Origin of the sequence: Streptomyces sp. NPDC002790, from assembly GCF_040295505.1 — a bacterium.
GTDB lineage: Bacteria > Actinomycetota > Actinomycetes > Streptomycetales > Streptomycetaceae > Streptomyces.
This window is the reverse complement of the sequence record NZ_JBEOVM010000009.1, coordinates 112,686-129,075: the sequence shown is the minus strand read 5'-3', so window position 1 is coordinate 129,075 and position 16,390 is coordinate 112,686. Positions and strand designations below refer to the sequence as shown.

The 16,390-nt window shown below is 71.1% G+C and carries 15 protein-coding genes; 5 read left to right on the top strand and 10 right to left on the bottom strand.

Features of this window, described 5'->3' with window-relative positions; all coding sequences use genetic code 11:
- Both ABT004_RS08010 and ABT004_RS08005 read right to left on the bottom strand, forming a co-directional pair.
- On the bottom strand, window positions 1-398 hold a 398-nt coding region (locus ABT004_RS08010), incomplete at its 3' end, for a phosphotransferase (RefSeq protein ID WP_351332600.1).
- A gap of 75 nt (window positions 399-473) precedes the next feature.
- A complete protein-coding gene (locus tag ABT004_RS08005) occupies window positions 474-2,588 on the bottom strand; it encodes a phosphocholine-specific phospholipase C (protein WP_351332597.1) in 2,115 nt (704 codons plus the stop codon).
- Between the two features lie 166 nt (window positions 2,589-2,754).
- On the opposite strand from ABT004_RS08005, the gene ABT004_RS08000 reads away from it, so the two are divergent.
- Both ABT004_RS08000 and ABT004_RS07995 read left to right on the top strand, forming a co-directional pair.
- Window positions 2,755-3,504 (top strand): DeoR/GlpR family DNA-binding transcription regulator, encoded by a 750-nt coding sequence (locus ABT004_RS08000; protein ID WP_351332595.1) that lies wholly within the window; start codon window positions 2,755-2,757, stop codon window positions 3,502-3,504.
- Window positions 3,501-4,844, top strand: coding sequence for a 6-phospho-beta-glucosidase (locus ABT004_RS07995; RefSeq protein ID WP_351332593.1), 1,344 nt, complete (start codon window positions 3,501-3,503; stop codon window positions 4,842-4,844). Before ABT004_RS08000 ends, ABT004_RS07995 begins: the two co-directional genes overlap by 4 nt.
- Here the strand turns inward: ABT004_RS07995 and ABT004_RS07990 are convergent.
- The 7 genes from ABT004_RS07990 to ABT004_RS07960 all read right to left on the bottom strand — a co-directional run bounded on the left by ABT004_RS07990 (window position 4,832) and on the right by ABT004_RS07960 (window position 12,124).
- The gene (locus ABT004_RS07990) at window positions 4,832-6,223 is read right to left on the bottom strand and encodes an amino acid permease (RefSeq protein ID WP_351332605.1); all 1,392 of its coding nucleotides are present in this window, start codon (window positions 6,221-6,223) and stop codon (window positions 4,832-4,834) included. The two genes, ABT004_RS07995 and ABT004_RS07990, sit on opposite strands and share 13 nt — an antisense overlap.
- A gap of 107 nt (window positions 6,224-6,330) precedes the next feature.
- Window positions 6,331-7,332: a proline racemase family protein gene (locus ABT004_RS07985; protein WP_351332590.1), complete on the bottom strand. Its 1,002-nt coding sequence runs from the start codon at window positions 7,330-7,332 to the stop codon at window positions 6,331-6,333.
- On the bottom strand, window positions 7,332-8,303 hold the full coding sequence (locus tag ABT004_RS07980) for a dihydrodipicolinate synthase family protein (protein ID WP_351332587.1): 972 nt from the start codon (window positions 8,301-8,303) through the stop codon (window positions 7,332-7,334). The genes ABT004_RS07985 and ABT004_RS07980 overlap by 1 nt, the downstream gene beginning before the upstream one ends.
- Window positions 8,300-9,793: an FAD-dependent oxidoreductase gene (locus tag ABT004_RS07975; RefSeq protein ID WP_351332585.1), complete on the bottom strand. Its 1,494-nt coding sequence runs from the start codon at window positions 9,791-9,793 to the stop codon at window positions 8,300-8,302. The genes ABT004_RS07980 and ABT004_RS07975 overlap by 4 nt, the downstream gene beginning before the upstream one ends.
- Window positions 9,794-9,865: 72 nt before the next feature.
- Complete coding sequence (locus tag ABT004_RS07970) at window positions 9,866-10,198, bottom strand: (2Fe-2S)-binding protein (protein ID WP_351332583.1); 333 nt, start codon at window positions 10,196-10,198, stop codon at window positions 9,866-9,868.
- A complete protein-coding gene (locus ABT004_RS07965) occupies window positions 10,195-11,388 on the bottom strand; it encodes an NAD(P)/FAD-dependent oxidoreductase (RefSeq protein WP_351332580.1) in 1,194 nt (397 codons plus the stop codon). The genes ABT004_RS07970 and ABT004_RS07965 overlap by 4 nt, the downstream gene beginning before the upstream one ends.
- A 103-nt stretch (window positions 11,389-11,491) precedes the next feature.
- A complete protein-coding gene (locus tag ABT004_RS07960) occupies window positions 11,492-12,124 on the bottom strand; it encodes a helix-turn-helix domain-containing protein (protein WP_351332578.1) in 633 nt (210 codons plus the stop codon).
- Window positions 12,125-12,365: 241 nt separating this feature from the next.
- On the opposite strand from ABT004_RS07960, the gene ABT004_RS07955 reads away from it, so the two are divergent.
- The 3 genes from ABT004_RS07955 to ABT004_RS07945 all read left to right on the top strand — a co-directional run bounded on the left by ABT004_RS07955 (window position 12,366) and on the right by ABT004_RS07945 (window position 15,560).
- Entirely contained in the window at window positions 12,366-12,533 is a 168-nt protein-coding gene (locus tag ABT004_RS07955) for an ABC transporter ATP-binding protein (protein ID WP_351332575.1), read from the top strand.
- Complete coding sequence (locus ABT004_RS07950) at window positions 12,530-13,972, top strand: aminopeptidase P family protein (RefSeq protein WP_351332572.1); 1,443 nt, start codon at window positions 12,530-12,532, stop codon at window positions 13,970-13,972. Before ABT004_RS07955 ends, ABT004_RS07950 begins: the two co-directional genes overlap by 4 nt.
- Window positions 13,973-14,135: 163 nt before the next feature.
- The gene (locus ABT004_RS07945; protein ID WP_351332569.1) at window positions 14,136-15,560 is read left to right on the top strand and encodes an MFS transporter; all 1,425 of its coding nucleotides are present in this window, start codon (window positions 14,136-14,138) and stop codon (window positions 15,558-15,560) included.
- A 21-nt stretch (window positions 15,561-15,581) separates the two neighbouring features.
- Here the strand turns inward: ABT004_RS07945 and ABT004_RS07940 are convergent, their stop codons facing one another.
- Window positions 15,582-16,217 carry a PAS domain-containing protein gene (locus ABT004_RS07940; RefSeq protein WP_351332566.1) on the bottom strand — a complete coding sequence of 212 codons (636 nt, stop codon included), beginning with the start codon at window positions 16,215-16,217 and terminating at the stop codon, window positions 15,582-15,584.
- Window positions 16,218-16,390 lie beyond the last annotated feature (173 nt).

Sequence of the window (16,390 nt, the reverse complement as noted above, 5' to 3'; positions counted from 1 at the left end):
GTGACGAACCCCGCCAGATCCTCCGCCAGCGCCTCGGGGTCGTCGAGTCGCCCCACGGCCGGGTTCTCGCCGGGCAGCCAGCGGTGCACCGCCCACGGCCAGGGGAAGCCGTGGCCCGGCTTCCCCTCGGCCACCTGCTCCGGCACGGGCACCAGCAGGCGGGCCGCCAGGTACGGCAACCACCGTCGCGTGCGCGCCAGTTCGGGTTGAACGCCGGCCAGGCGCGGCAGCCGCACCACCCACTCCTCGCCGAGCCGGTACAGAACGTTCTGCGTGCCGTGCGAGTCGACGTACTTCAGGGGCAGGCCCGCCCACCGCGGGAACTGCTCGTCGACGAGCGCCCGGACGAGGTCCTCGTCGATGTCCGGCTCGTCCTGGTGCAGCTTGCGTACGCCCATGGTCACCTTTCGCGGGGTCGGCCTTCCTGGCCGGCCCGAGGGTAGCCACACACGCACGCCCCCTGCGACGGCTTTTCACCCGGAGACAGAAGGCCGTCCGTTCTCGATGTGGCCCATGAGGCGGCGCGCGAAGTCGGGCTCGTTCTCGCAGCGCACGATCAGGTCGTACCAGCCGTGGGTCTTCGCGGCGGGGTGCGTCACGGTGGTGCGGTCGCCGGGCGCGACGCGGACCCGCCGGGTCAGATGGGCGGCGTCGGCCGCGCGGACGTAGGCCTGCGGGCGGACGGTGAACACCTTGGCCTCGGTGCCGTGGTTGGCCAGCGTGATGCGCAGTTCGCGGGTCTTGGCGCGCACGGTCGAGGTGACCTCGGCGGTGGATGCGGCGAGGCCCGCGAACTCGCGGCGGAAGCCGGCGGGTCCTGTGACGGTGAACCGGTAGCGGTCCTTGGCCGGTGTCACGGTCAGGGAGCGGGTGCCGGAGACGTCACGGTGCTGCGGTACCTCGAACTCGCCCTCGTACGGGTAGAGCGCGAAGTGAGCGCTGGAGGCACCGGTGTTGGAGAGAGTGACCTCGATGCACCCCTCATCGATCCGCGCGTACGCGTCGCTCTGGTAGGGCAGTGGGCGCGCGGGACGGGTGCCGGGCTCCTGCACCGGCATCTTCTGCTCGGCCGGCGGGCTCGGCTTCCAGCGGGCGGCGGCCGGCGGCACCGGTCCCGGATTGTGCACGGTGGGCTGCTTCTCGGCGGTGTCGAAGTCGAACGCCGAGGTCAGGTCGCCGCATATCCGGCGGCGCCACGGCGTGATGTTCGGGACCTCGATGCCGGTCCACTTCTCCAGGAAGCGGTTGACGGAGGTGTGGTCGAACAGCTCGGAGCACACGTAACCGCCCACCGACCACGGCGAGACGACGAGCATCGGCACGCGCATGCCGAGCCCGGTCGGCTGCCCCTGCCACCACTCGTCGGGCTCGCCGGGCTCGGGGACGGGCGGCGGGACGTGGTCGAAGAAGCCGTCGTTCTCGTCGTAGTTGATGAGCACCACGGTCTTGCGCCACACGTCGGGGTGCGAGGCCAGCGCGTCGAGCACCTTGTACGGGACGCTGGCGCTCGCGGCGGGCACGGAGACGCTGGGGTGCTCGGAGTCGACCGCGGACGGCACGAGGTAGGAGACCGCGGGCAGCTTCCCGGCGGCGACGTCGGCGGCGAAGCGCTCGGCCAGGGTGCCGGTGGGCACGCGGCGCAGAGCACGCTCGAAGAGGCTGCGCTCGGCCTTGGTGAGCGCGGCGACGCCCTCGTCCAGGAGCCCGAGAAGGCGTTTTCGCTCGGCGGTGTCCCCGGCGTCGTCCGCCTTGCGGACGAGCGCGTAGAACGACTCCATGTACGTGTGCCCGCCGGTCTTGGCGAGCGCCTTGCGGGCGACCGCCTTGAAGGTGGCGTAGAACTCGATCTGGTTGTCGGTGAAGTTCTCCCACTCGGTGTACGTCTGCCAACTGCGGCCCTCCTTCTCCAGGAGTTCGGGATACGTGGGCCAGTCGTAGCCCTTGTGGGTGCCCTCGTCGTAGGCGTCATTGCCGATGGCGCGCCCGCCGCCCGGCTCGTCGCCGGAGTTGCCGCTCCACAGGTAGTTGCGGTTGGGGCTGGTGGAGCTGTGCATGGAGGAGTGGTAGGCGTCGCAGACGGTGAAGGTGTCGGCGAGCTCGTACTGGAGCGGGATGTCGGAGCGGTCGTAATACGCCATGGTCGCCGCGGTCTTGGCGGAGACCCACTGGTTCATCCAGCCGTTGTTCCAGGCCTTGTGGCCGCCGTTCCAGTCGTGGTTGAGGGCGTCAATGTACTGCAGGTCGTGCTGCTGTGCCTCGGCGGCCGCGCGCACGGAGAACGGCAGGACTCTCTTCGCGCCGTCCGGTTGCTCGAACACGGGCCTGCCGTCGGCGAGTTGGACGGCGTTGGCGTCGCCGAAGCCGCGTACGCCGCGCAGCATGCCGAAGTAGTGGTCGAAGGACCGGTTCTCCTGCATGAGGATCACCACGTGCTCGATGGCGTCGAGCCCGCCGGACGGCGGCTCGGCAGCCAGGGCCCGCTGCAGGGAGGGCGGCAGCAGGGAGCCCGCCGCCGCGGCGCCGAGCGCGCCCGCGCCGAGGGCGAGGGCGCGACGCCTGGACACGGGGCTGGAGAAGGGGTGGGTCATGTCGGCGGCTCCTGGGTTCGGTGGTGACGGGCGGTACGCAGGGACGCTACGAGTGCAGACAGTACGGATGGTGAGCACCGGATGAACTCATGTCGGCACCACACAATCAAGCTCTGGACAAATGTGAGCATGGAATTGCTTGAATTTGACGAGTAGTGTGCGCCGCATGCTGGCAGAGCGACGACATCACCTGATCCTGCGTGCGCTGCGCTCCGGTGGGCCCGTGTCCGTCGCCGAGCTCGCCGAGCAGCTAACCGCGAGCCCGGCGACGATCCGCCGCGACCTGGTGAAACTGGAGGAGGACGGGCTCCTCACCCGCGTGCACGGCGGCGCCGTCATGGAGGAGGGCGACCAGCCGTTCTCCGAGGTCGCGCAGGTACGGGTCCCCGAGAAGGACACCATCGCCGAGCACGCGGCGTCCCTGATATCGGACGGCCAGTCGGTCCTCCTCGACATCGGGACGACCGCGTACCGCCTCGCCCGCCAGCTCCACGGCCGCCGGCTCACCGTCATCACCAGCAACCTGGTGGTGTACGAGGAGCTGGCCGATGACACCGGCATCGACCTGGTGCTGCTCGGCGGGATGCTGCGCCGCGAGTACCGCTCCCTCGTCGGCTTCCTCACCGAGGACAACCTGCGCCAGCTGCACGCCGACTGGCTGTTCCTCGGTACCAGCGGCGTCCGCCCGAGCGGGCAGGTGATGGACACCACCGTGGTGGAGGTCCCGGTCAAGCGGGCCATGATCGCGGCCGCCGACCGGACGGTGCTCCTCGCCGACTCCTCCAAGTTCCCCGGCACCGGCATGGCCAAGGTGTGCGGCCCCGACTCCCTCGACGTTCTCGTGACCAACTCCTCCGCCCCGGCGCCGACTTGTGCGGCGCTGACGGAGGCCGGCGTGAAAGTAGTGCACGTATGAAACTGACGATTCTCGGCGGCGGCGGATTCCGGGTGCCGCTGGTGTACGGGGCCCTGCTCACCGATCACGCGGAGGGCCGCGTCACCGAGGTCGCCCTGTACGACCTCGACGGGCAGCGCCTCGACGCGATCGCGCGGGTCCTCGCCGAGCAGGCCGAAGGGGTGCCGGACGCGCCGTCCGTGACCGTCACCACCGACCTCGACGAGGCGGTGCGGGGCACGGACTTCGTGTTCTCGGCGATCCGAGTGGGCGGCCTCGAAGGGCGCGCGGCGGACGAGCGGATCGCGCTCGCCGAGGACGTACTGGGCCAGGAGACGGTCGGCGCGGGCGGCCTCGCGTACGGGCTTCGCACCCTGCCGGTCGTCGAGGAGGTCGCGCGGCGAGTCGCCCAACTCGCCCCGGACGCCTGGTTCATCAACTTCACGAACCCGGCGGGCCTGGTCACGGAGGCGCTCGCCGATCACCTGGGCGACCGGGTCATCGGCATCTGCGACTCCCCCGTCGGCCTCGGCAAGCGCGTGGCACGCGCGCTCGGCGCCGACCCACAGAACGCGTGGGTCGACTACGTCGGCCTCAACCACCTTGGCTGGCTGCGCGGGTTGAAGGTGAACGGCCGCGACGAGCTCCCCCGCCTCCTCGCCGACGACGCGCTCCTCGGCTCCTTCGAGGAGGGCAAGCTGTTCGGCACGGAGTGGCTGCGTGAGCTGGGCTCGATCCCCAACGAGTACCTGCACTACTACTACTTCAACCGTGAGGCCGTACGCGCCTACCAGGAAGCGGAGTTGACGCGCGGCGCGTTCCTGCACGTGCAGCAGTCCCGCTTCTACGACCGGATGCGCGACCCGGCGGCCCCGCCGCTCAAGACGTGGGACGCGACGCGGGCCGAGCGCGAGGCCACGTACATGGCGGAGAACCGGGAGGCGGCGGGAGCGGGCGAGCGCGACGAGGCCTCCCTCACCGAGTCCGGCGGCTACGAGAAGGTGGCGCTCGACCTGATGCGGGCCATCGCCCGCGACGAGCGCGCCACGCTGATCCTCAACGTCCGCAACCGCGGGGCTCTTTCGGGCCTCGACGCCGACGCGGTGATCGAGGTCCCGTGCCTGGTCGACGCCAACGGGGCACACCCTGTAGCCGTCGACCCGCTGCCGGGACACGCCATGGGCCTCGTGACGTTGGTGAAGGCGGTCGAGCGTGAGGTCCTCGCCGCCGCCCGCTCCGGCTCGCGGGCGACGGCGGTGAAGGCGTTCGCGCTGCATCCGCTGGTGGACTCGGCGAACGTGGCGCGCCGCCTGGTCGACGCGTACAGGCAGGCGCACCCGGGCCTCGGCTACCTGCGCTGACGCGCCTCCCGGTGCTCGGCCGAGTGCCGGTACCCGTACGCCGCGTAGACCCCGACCCCGATCAGCATCCACACCGCGAACCGGACCCAGGTCACCCAGTCCAGGTTGCTGATCAGCCACACGGAGAACGCGACGCCGATCGCCGGGACCCAGGGCACCAGCGGCGTACGGAAGGTGCGCGGCAGATCGGGCCGCGTCTTCCGCAGCACCACCACCGCGATGGCGACCACGATGAACGCCATCAGGATGCCGATGTTGGTGAGGTCCGCGGCCTCCCGGATGGGCAGGAACCCGGCGATCAGCGCGGAGCCGATGCCGACGGGCCAGATCACCCGCGTGGGCACGTGCCTGCGCGGGTGGTTGCGCGCGAAGTAGCGCGGCAGCAGCCCGTCGCGGGCCATCGAGTACCAGACCCGGGACACCGCCAGCATGTTGGCGAACGCCGATGTGGTGATGCCGATGACGGCGCCGACGGCCACGACGAGCCCGAGCCCACCGAGCCCAACTGCCCCCAGGGCACTGGAGAACGGGCTCGCCACATCAATATCCCGGTAATTCTGCATCCCGAGCAGCACGACACACACCACGAGATAGATGAACGCGGCGATGCCGAGCGAGATGACGATGGCCTTCGGCAGCACCTTCTTCGCCTCGGCGCTCTCCTCGGCGGCCGCGCTCATGGCGTCGTACCCGTAGACGGCGAAGAACGCGGTGGCGGCTCCGGTGAACGCGCCGCCCACTCCGTAGGGCAGAAAAGGCGTGTAGTTCCCGGACTTGATGTGAAAGGCCCCCGCGACGACCACGAGCGCGACGATCCCCAGCTTCACGACGACAAGGATGGTCTCGAACCGCGCCGACTCCTTCGTCCCACGGGACAGCACGAAGGCAAGCAACAGACACAACAGAAGCGCGAAGAGATCGACCCGATGCCCGGATCCGGTGCCGGGGGCGCCGAGCATCCAGGTCGGCACATCAATGCCCACATGCTCCAGGATGTACGAGAAGTACCCGGACACCGCAATCGCGACCACAGCAACAATGGCGGTGTACTCGAGCAGCAGGTCCCAGCCGATCGCCCAGCCGACGAACTCGCCGAGCGCGGCGTAGGAATAGGTGTAGGCGGAGCCCGCCTTCGGGATGGTGCCGGCGAATTCGGCGTAGCAGAGGGCGGCCGCGCCGCTGGCCACGATGGCGATGAGGAACGAGAGCATCACGCCGGGCCCGGCGTCCTCGTTGGCCACGACGCCGGCCAGCGAGAAGACTCCCGCGCCGACGAGACCACCGAGGCTGAGGGCGACCAGCTGCCACAGTCCCATGGTGCGGCGCAGTCCGCCGCTGGTCTCCTCCTCCGAGTCGTCGACGGGCTTGAGGCGGAAGATGCCGGCGCGGGAGAGGAGTCCCCCGTCGGGCCCGGCCGGGTCGCGGGGCGGGTTGGTTGTCGTACGGGACACGGTGGCTCCTGGGAGGTGTGCGCGGCCCTGGGGTGTCAGAGCACGAAGCCGTGCGGGAAGGGGTCGCTCGGGTCGAGGAGGTAGTTGGCCGTGCCGGTGATCCAGGCGCGCCCGGAGAACTCCGGTACGACAGCCGGGAGTTCACCGACGGTCGCCGTGTCGACGAGGCGGCCGGTGAACCGCGTGCCGATGAACGACTCGTTCACGAACTCGGTGTGCAGCGGGAGTTCACCGCGCGCGTGCAGCTGCGCCATCCGCGCCGATGTGCCGGTTCCGCACGGCGAGCGGTCGAACCAGCCGGGCTGGATCGCCATGGCATTGCGCGAGTGCCGGGCGGTGGAGTCGGGTGCGAGGAACTGCACGTGCTTGCAGCCGCCGATGACCGGGTCCAGCGGATGCCGCGGCCGGTTGTGCTCGTTGATGGCGTCGGAGACGGCGAGCCCGGCCTTGAGGATGTCGTCCTTGCGTGCCCGGTCGAAGGGCAGACCGAGCTGATCGAGCTCGGTGATGGCGTAGAAGTTCCCGCCGTACGCCATGTCGTAGCGGACCTCGCCGTAGCCGGGAACCTTCACGGTGGCGTCCAGCTCCAGCGCGAAGGCGTCCACATTGCGCAGGGTGACCTGCTCGGCCACACCCTCACGCACGGCGACGCGCGCCTCGACGAGCCCGGCGGGTGTGTCGAGCCTGACAACGGTCTCCGGCTCGCTCACCTCCACCATCCCTGTCTCCACGAGCACGGTGGCGACACCGATGGTGCCGTGCCCGCACATCGGCAGGAAGCCGCTGACCTCGATGTACAGGACACCCCAGTCCGCGTCCGGGCGGGTCGGCGGCTGCAGGATGGCGCCGCTCATCGCGGCGTGCCCGCGCGGCTCGTCGACGAGGAACCGGCGAAGCTCATCGAGGTGTTCCAGGGCGTACGTACGCCGCCCGGCCATGGTGTCACCGGGGATGGGGCCCACGCCGCCGGTGACGACGCGGGTGGGCATGCCCTCGGTGTGCGAGTCGACGGCGCTCAGCGTGCGCACAGACCGCATCAGAGGACTCCCTGCTGCTGCGAGGAGCTCTCCAGCGAGGTGTTCTCCAACGAGGAGATCGCGCGGGCCATGTCGGCCTCGACCTGCTCGCGCATCCCGGGCAGCAGCGCACCACGCGGCGGTCGGCAGGGCCCGCCGAACCGGCCGACCTGCTCCATCCCCAACTTGATGGCCTGCACGAACTCGGTGCGCGAGTCCCAGCGAAAGGCGGCGACCAGCGGCTCGTACAGCGCCCGCGCCTCCTCCAGCTTGCCCGCGAGCGCCAGGTCGTACAACCGGGCGGACTCGGCGGGGAACACGTTCGGGAACCCGGCGAACCACCCGGTGGCCCCCATCAACAGACTTTCGAGCACCACATCGTCAGCACCACTGATGATCTCCAGCTCCGGCGCCTTCTCCTTGACCTCCAGCACCCGCCGCACATCACCGGAGAACTCCTTCACGGCGACGACGTTGTCGATCTGCGCGATCTCAGCGAGCAGGTCCGGCGTGAGATCCACCTTCGTGTCGAAGGGATTGTTGTAGACCATGACGGGAAGCCCGACGGAGGCGACGGCCTCGAAGTGGTGGACAACATCACGCGAGTTGGCCCGATACAGAGTGGGCGGCAGACACAGCACACCATCGGCACCGTCCTCGGCCGCGACCTCGGCCCAGTGCTTCGCCTGATGGGACCCGACGCCATGCACACCGACCACGACGACACCGTCGTCCCCGACCGTCTCGATGGCGGTACGGGCCACCTTCCGCCGCTCCTCGTCCGTCAGGGACGAGTACTCGCCGAGGGACCCGTTCGGGCCGACACCACGGCAGCCGTTGTCGATGAGCCATCGGCAGTGCTCGGCGTACCGGTCGTAGTCGACGGCGAGCCCGGCGGGGGCGGAGGCGTCCTCGTAGTAGGGCAGGGCGGTGGCGACGACGACGCCACCGAGACCGATGGAGCCCTTCTTCTGCTGCTTCTTGCCACTCATGAACTGCTCTCCTCTGTACGGGAGTTGCTGGGAAACGTGGAAGTGGTCTCGGGGTTGGCGGCCAGGTCTCCGAGCCGGATCGGGCGGGCGATGGGCCGCCGGTGCTCGCTGGCCGGGGGCAGTCCTTCGATACGGAGGTCATCGGTCGGCCCGCGCAGGCGCGCACCGATCTCGGCGACGGTGGGTCCGCACATCCGGGCCTGGCAGGGCCCGAGTCCGGCGCGGGTGGCGAGCTTGGCGGCGCGGGGTGCGGCGGTGGACTCGTCGGTGGCGGCGCGGCACACGGTGGCATAGTCCGTCTCCTCGCACCGGCACACCACGGTCTCGGGCCGCAGCCAGCCGGACCAGCCCGCCCCGATGGGGTGTGCGCGGGCCAGGCGGGCGGCGAAGGCACGGCCCTGGTCACGGCTCGTCCGCAGCCGGCGCACGGTGGCGGTGTTGCGGTCGCCTCCGGCGGCGAGCCACCCGGCGAGCGCGCCTTCCACGCGGGCGGCGGGCGCGCCGGCGATGCCGGTGATCTCCCCGGCCGCGTACACGTCGGGGCAGGTGGTGCGCTGGTCACCGTCGACGTCGACGAACTCCCCCGCCGGGGTGGCGCGCAGCGCACACCCTGCGGCGAGCGGCAGTTCCAGCTGCGGACTGAACCCGTGCGAGACACACACGGCGTCCACAGCAACAGTGCGCTCACTGCCGGGCACGACGGACCAGTCGGCACGCAGCCGAGCGGTGACGACCTCCTCCACACCCCCGTCGCCGCGCGCCTCCACGACCGTACGTCCGGTGCGATACGCAACCCGGTGCCGGGCCAACAGCCCGCTGTACTCGGCAAGTTCGGCCGCCTTCCCGGCCTGCGCGGCCAGCTCCCAGGGCCGCCGCCCCCAGCCCCGCGCAAGGGTGGCAGGGGTGTTGGCCTCCAGCACCTCACGCACCGTCGACCCGGCCTCGATGAGCGACGCGGCCACCGGCAGCAGGAACGGCCCGCTCCCGGCCACGACCACCCGGTCACCGACCGCCACCCGCTCCCCCTTCGCCAGCGCCTGCGCCGCGCCCGCTGTGTACACGCCGGGCAACTCCCAGCCGGGGAAGGGCAGTACGCGGTCGTGGGCGCCGACCGCGAGCACCAGCGCGTCGGGGTCGAGCGTGTGCCGGTCCCGGCCGCCACCGTCGACCGGACCGCGCAGCACATGCACGCGCGGCGGCCCCGGCTCGGCCGGATCGGGGCGCTCCAGGGCCCACACGGCGGTCTCGGACCACCAAGCGCAGCGCGGATGGGCGAGGACCCGGCGGCGACGTTCGTCGAAGGCGCGCCAGTGGTGGTGGAGGCGCTGCGGCCGGGCGGCGGCGTAGGCCTCGGGGAGCATCCGGTGGTACTGACCGCCGGGCTGCTCGGCCTCGTCGATCAGGGTGACCCGCGCACCCGCGCCGAGCGCGGCATCCGCGGCGGCGAGCCCGGCCGGTCCCGCGCCTACGACCACTACGTGGCGGGTCATGTGGCCTCCGTGGGGGTGGGGTTGGGTGAGTGGGTGCGGGGACTGTGACGTAGAAGCACGACGTAGCCGTCGTTACACGTCACAGTCCCCCTCCGTCCCCGCGATCCGGCGATCCTGCGTCCGCACCTCGTCCCCGTCCCGCGCGCGCCTGCGGCACGCCCGGACGTCGCGCTCGGGGCCGACCGTGACCAGGCAGTCGAAGCAGGCGCCGATGCCGCAGAAGACACCACGGGGTGCGCCCGAGCGGCCGGTGCGCCAGGAGCGGCGGCCGGAGGCGAGCAGGATGCCCGCGATGGACTGGCCCTCGATCCCGGCGACGGGCTCGCCGTCGACGGTGATCGTGAGCGGTGTCTCGCGCCGCCGGCCGACGGCGTCGTCCGCCGCCGGGATGCGTCGTGGGCTCATGCCGCCCTGCCTTTCTCCGTGTGTCCCAGGACGGCGGGCCGGTCCACCCGGAACGGCGTCGCGTCGATCTCGGTGGGCCGGTCCATGAGCAGGTCCCGCACGAGGCGTGCGGTGCCGACCGACAGGCCGATGCCCGCGCCTTCATGGCCGCCCGCGTGCCACAGCCCGGCGAGGCGCGGGTCGGGCCCGATGACGGGCAAGTGGTCGGGTACGTAGGGGCGGAAGCCGCCGTAGGCGCGCATGACCGACACGTTTGCCAGGGACGGGAAGAGGCGCAGCGCCTTGGCGGCGATCGCGGAGAGGGCGTCGGGGCGGAGCCGGTCGTCGAAGCCGACGCGGCGCCGTGACGAGCCGATGAGGACGCTGCCCGCGCGGGTGGATTCGACGACGGCGGAGGTCTGCAGGTCCTCGGCGCTGCTGCCGACGGCGCCCACGTAGTCGGCGTCGTACACCTTGTGGAAGACGGTGGGCGGCAGGGGTGTGGTGACGAGGACGTCGCCGCGGCGGGGGCGTACGTCGATGGGGGCGCCGAGGCGGGTGGACAGTTCGCCCGACCAGGGGCCCGCAGCGTTGATGAAGATGTCCGCCTCGATGAGGTCGCCGTCAGCCGTACGGACGGCGGTGAGGCGGTCGGAGCGGGTGACCGCGCCGTGTATCTCGCAGTGGGTGCGCAACCTCGCTCCCGCGCCTAGCGCGTCGGAGAGGAGGGCGGCGGCCGCGCCGGCGGGCTGGACCTGGGCGTCGTCGGGGTAGTGGATGGCCGCCGTGTGCTCGCGGGTGACGTACGGCTCGGCGGCGGCGAGGGAGGCGGCGTCCAGGGTCTCCGCCCTTACGCCTGCGGCGCGTTGGGATGCGACGAACTCGGCGAGTTCGCGGGCGCCGTCGTCGGTGGTGGCGACGACGATGCCGCCCTTGGGGTCCCACTCAGTCAGTTCGCTTACGCCCGCCGCCCGTTCGGACATCTCGGCGATGATCTGCGGCCACAGGAGTCCCGACAGTTGCGCCAACTCCAGCTCGGGGCCGGGCCCTTTGTCGGATACGAGGATGTTGCCCTCGCCGTGCGCGGTGGTCGCGGCGGCCGGGCGGCCGCGGTCGACGACCGTGGTGGCGCAGCCCGCGAGGGCCAACTCCCGCGCACAGGCGGCTCCGACGATTCCGGCCCCGAGAATGACCGCCCGCGTTCCGTACATCGAACCGCCTCCGTTCGTTTCATCGAACAGCTCGGAGGCTAGGACGGCCCTTCAGTGGGTGTCAACGGGTTCGGAAGGGGTGATCAAAAAATGCTTGTAACGGTCACTCGGTCTCGGGGTCCTGCTCGGGTTCGGAGGCGGCCGGCTTCGGGTGCGGGATCCCCAAGTGGGCGTGCTCGTGCGGCCGGTACTGGAGCAGCAGCACCGAGTGCACGTCGCCGTCGAGCGCGGTGTAGGAGTGCGGGAGCGTGGCGTCGAAGCCCACGTAGTCGCCGGGGTGGAGCTCGACCTCGTCGCCGTCCACGCGGACCTGGAGCCTGCCGGTCTGCACGATGGTGTGCTCCGTGCCGACGTGGCCCAGCGAATCCTGCCTGCTGTCGGCCCGTACGACCTGGTCGTACACCTCGAGGACCAGGTCACCGAAGTCCATCCGGCGCAGCGGCCGCAGGTCGACGCCCGCACCGCTGAGCACCTCGACCTCCTTGGCGCGCACGACGGTCAGGCCGCCCGGCGCCCGCGTCTCCAGGAGGTCGGAGACAGGCACCTCAAGGGCGCGCGAGAGGCTGAACACCGTCTCGATCGTGGGGTTTCCAGTGCCCGATTCGAGCTGGGAGAGCGTCGCCTTGCCAATCTTGGAGCGTCGCGAGAGCTCCGAGATCGACAGGCCCCGCTGCGTCCTTGCACGGCGGAGATTGGCCGCCACCATGTCGCGGACCGACCCCTTGGATACGTCCATAGCCTCTCCCTGACTCCCTTGACAGCGTTCGCTTTGACGAACACTATGCCGCACAGTGCGTTTACTGACCCGAACGGTTTCTCGTTCGTTTCCCGGCTACAGCGTCCAGAGCGGCCAGTCCGTCTGGGACATTCCGTCTGGGACATGGCGATCCCGCGCCTGCCCGTGAGCGCGACCGTCGCCGTCGGGGCGGCCATGCCGGGGCTGCTCGGCGGGGCGATCATCACCGAGTGTGGCGGTCATGCACCAGGGACGTATCGTCGAGTCCGGCCGCGCCGCGGACGTCTTCGACCGGCCGCGGGACGCGTACACCCGCACCTTGCTCGGGGCGATCCCGCGCATCAACCCGGAGTGGGACCGCCGTCGGCGAGCCGCTCCCCGGACCACCCAAGGAGTGGAGTCGGCATGACCGAGACGACCCCCGCCACCTCCGTGCCCAGGTCGAGCACCCCGGATCCCCGGATGCCGCGCCTGGCCGAACTGCCCGACTTCACCGCGTACATGGGTCAGGGCTGGGCCGAGGCCGACCGTACGCCACCGACCGTGCCGGGCGTCGCCGAGGCGGCCGCCGGGCACCGTGCGCGGCTCAGTGCCGAGTTCGCCGGGCGGCCGCTCGTGGTCGCCGCCGGACGGGCCCCGGCGCGCAGCAATGACACCGCGTACGACTTCCGGCCCGACAGCGACTTCTACTGGCTGACCGGGTGCACGGTCGAGGGCGCCGTCCTGGTGCTGCGTCCCGCGCCCGGAGGTCACGACGCGGTGCTGTATCTGCCGCCGCCGGCCCGCCCCGGCGAGCCCGGTTTCTTCGCGGACGCGGCGCACGGTGAGCTGTGGGTGGGCCCGGCCCCCGGCGTGGACGACTGGCGGGAGGCGTTGCGCGTGGACACGGCGCCGCTGGGCTCCCTGGACGCGGCGCTGGCCGCGTGTGCGACACAGAGCCCGCTGCTCACCGGGCCGCTGGACGCCGACACGGCCCGCCGCCACGGGATCGCGCTCTCCCCCGACCTCGGCCGCACGCTCTCCGAGCTGCGCATGGTCAAGGACGCGTGGGAGATCGGCCAACTGCGGGAGGCCGTGGACCGTACGGTCGAGGGCTTCGCCGCGGTGGTCCGCGAGTTCCCGGCGGCCATACGCGGCGGCGGCGAGCGCTGGCTGCAGGGCACCTTCGACCGCTACGCCCGCACCTACGGCAACGGTCCCGGCTACGCCACGATCGTGGGCAGCGGCCGCAACGCCGCGACGCTGCACTGGGTGCGCTGCGACGGGCCCGTGGCCGAGGACGCGGCGGTGCTCCTGGACATGGGTGTCGAGACACGCAGCTACTACACGGCCGATGTCACCCGCACTTTCCCGGCCTCCGGCCGCTTCACCTCCACCCAGCGTTCCGTGCACGACCTGGTGGAGCGCGCGCACCGGGCCGGTCTCGCCGCCGTGGGCCCGGGCCGCGACTGGGCCGACTTCCACACGGCGTCGATGGAGGTCGTGGCGCGCGGCCTGGACGACTGGGGGCTGCTGCCGGTCTCCGTGGACGAGGCCCTCTCCCCCAAGGGCCAGCACCATCGCCGCTATCTGGTGTGCGGCGTCGGCCACCACCTCGGCCTCGACGTGCACGACTGCGCCCGCGCCGACTACGCCGCGTACCAGGGCGCCCGCATGACGCCCGGCATGGTGCTCACGGTGGAGCCGGGTCTGTACTTCCACGCCCATGACACGACCGTGCCTCCGGAGCTGCGCGGCATCGGGGCGCGCATCGAGGACGACATTCTGGTGACCGAGGCGGGGTCGGAGGTTCTGTCGGCCGAACTGCCCCTGGACGCGGCGGGGTTGGAGCGCTGGATGGCGGCGTAAGCGGACCACCCCGCACTTATGTGTCTCATATATCGAACACCGATTACCGGTGAGTGAGACACATGAAAGGGTTGTGATCCTCGTACCGTCCGATCGGTACGAGGGTCGCCGGCGTCGTTCGCCGGTGGACGCACACCGCGACGCCCCTGGGATTGACCCGAAGATGTCCGCTTCTGCCACCGGCCCGGCCCCTGACACGTCCGCCGCGCCGTCACCCGCCTCCGGCCCGAATCCGGCCGCGCCGGTCAACCCGCGTTCGCGGGTCCTGATCGCCAGCCTCATCGGGACGACGATCGAGTTCTACGACTTCTACGTCTACGCGACGGCCGCCGTACTCGTCTTCCCCGCGCTGTTCTTCCCCAACAGCGACCCGACCACCGCGCTCCTGTCGTCGTTCGCCGTGTTCGGCGCCGCGATGGTGGCCCGGCCGATCGGCGCGGCCTTCTTCGGGCACCTCGGTGACCGGCTCGGCCGCAAGAAGACGCTGGTCGTCTCGCTGCTCACGATGGGCATCGCCACCTTCCTGATCGGCGTACTGCCGACGTACGGGTCGATCGGCTGGTCCGCCACCGCGCTCCTCGTGCTGATGCGGCTCGCGCAGGGCTTCGCGCTCGGCGGCGAGTGGAGCGGCGCGGCGCTGGTCGCCACGGAGAACGCGCCGCCGGGCAAGCGGGCGCTGTGGGGCACGTTCCCGCAGCTGGGCGCGCCGCTCGGGTTCATCATCGGCAACGGCCTCTTCCTGGTCATCGCCGCGCTCCTGCCGTCCGCGGCGGGCGCCGATCCCTCGCAGCCGTCGCAGGCGTTCCTGTCGTGGGGCTGGCGGATTCCGTTCCTGTTCTCGGCCGTGATGGTCGCCATCGGCCTGTGGGTGCGGCTGCGTCTGGTCGAGGCGGAGGTCTTCACCAAGACGAAGGAGACCAAGGCGGTCCGCAAGCTGCCGCTGGCGACGGTGTTCCGTCACCACTGGAAGCAGCTGCTCATCGGCACCTTCGCGATGCTGGCGACGTACGTGCTCTTCTACCTGATGACGACGTTCTCGCTGAGCTACGGCCGCACCGCGAAGGACGCCGCCGTGCCCGGGCTCGGGTACAGCTACACCACCTTCGTACTGATGCTGATCTTCGGCGTGGTCTTCTTCGCCGCGTTCACGCTCATCTCCGGTCCGCTGGCGGACAAGTACGGCCGTCGCAAGACGCTGGCCTGGATCACCGCGGGCATCTTCGTGTTCGGCCTGGTGTGGGTGCCTCTGATCGGGCTCGGCACGCTCGGTGTGGTGCTGTGGCTGGTCCTCGGCTTCACGCTGATGGGCCTGACCTTCGGCCCGATGGGCGCGCTGCTCCCGGAGATGTTCCCGACGTCCGTGCGCTACACGGGCTCCGGCATCTCGTACAACGTCAGCTCCGTCCTCGGCGCGGCCGTCGCCCCGTTCATCGCGGTGGCGCTGTGGGAGGCCGCCGACGGCTCTCCGTGGCTGGTCGGCGTCTACCTGTCGGCGATGGCCGTCCTCACCTTCGTCGCGCTGCTGTGCGGCAAGGAGACGAAGAACGTGGACCTGGGCGCACTGGAGACGAGCGAACGCCCCGCGTAACGCTCCCGAGTGCCGCCCCGGCTACGGCGACGCCGGCCGGGGCGGCCACACACCCGCCACCAGCACGCCCTCCGCGTACGCGCGAGCCACCAGTTCCGTACGGTTCGACGCGCCCCAGCGGCGCGACAGTTGACGCAGGTGGTAGGTGACACCGTCCGTCGTCAGGCCGGTCTCGCGGGCCGCGCGGGCCGTGGTGGCACCCGCGGCCAGCAGGGCCAGGATCCGCGCCTCCTGCGGCTGCGTCGGCGCGGCAGCGGACGCCGCCCGGTCGGACACATCGGGCGCGTCGAGGACCCGTACCGTCACCAGCAGGTCGGGCACGCGGTTGGCCGTCTCGCTCACCGTGTCGACGATCAACTCGCCCCGGCGACACACCCCGTCGCCCCCGCACCAGTCCACCACCACCGTGTAGCGCGAGCGGCGGCGCGCCTTCTGCGCCTGCGCGATCCGGTCGACCTGCGCTGCGTCGACCGGATCGAACAGGTCGAGGATCGGGCGGCCCTTCAGGCGGCCCGCGGTGGTGCCCCACTCCAGGGCGAACGCGGCGTTCACCAGCCGTACGGTGCCGTGCGGATCGCACACCGCGACCGGCATCGGGATCCGGTCGAACAGCACCATCGCGCGATTGCGCCACACGACCGCGTCCCCGGTGTCCATCTGTGCGTCGCCTCCCGCCTGACGTACGTATCGCCTCGCGGCAATGCCATGGACGGCGCCCCGGCACAAGCCCGATACACCGTCAGCCACTACACAATCATGTAGTGAACAGGACCTGACCAGCAGGGTGAGCGGATCAAGCTGGAAGCCGCAGGCTCTCCTTCCGCGAAAGG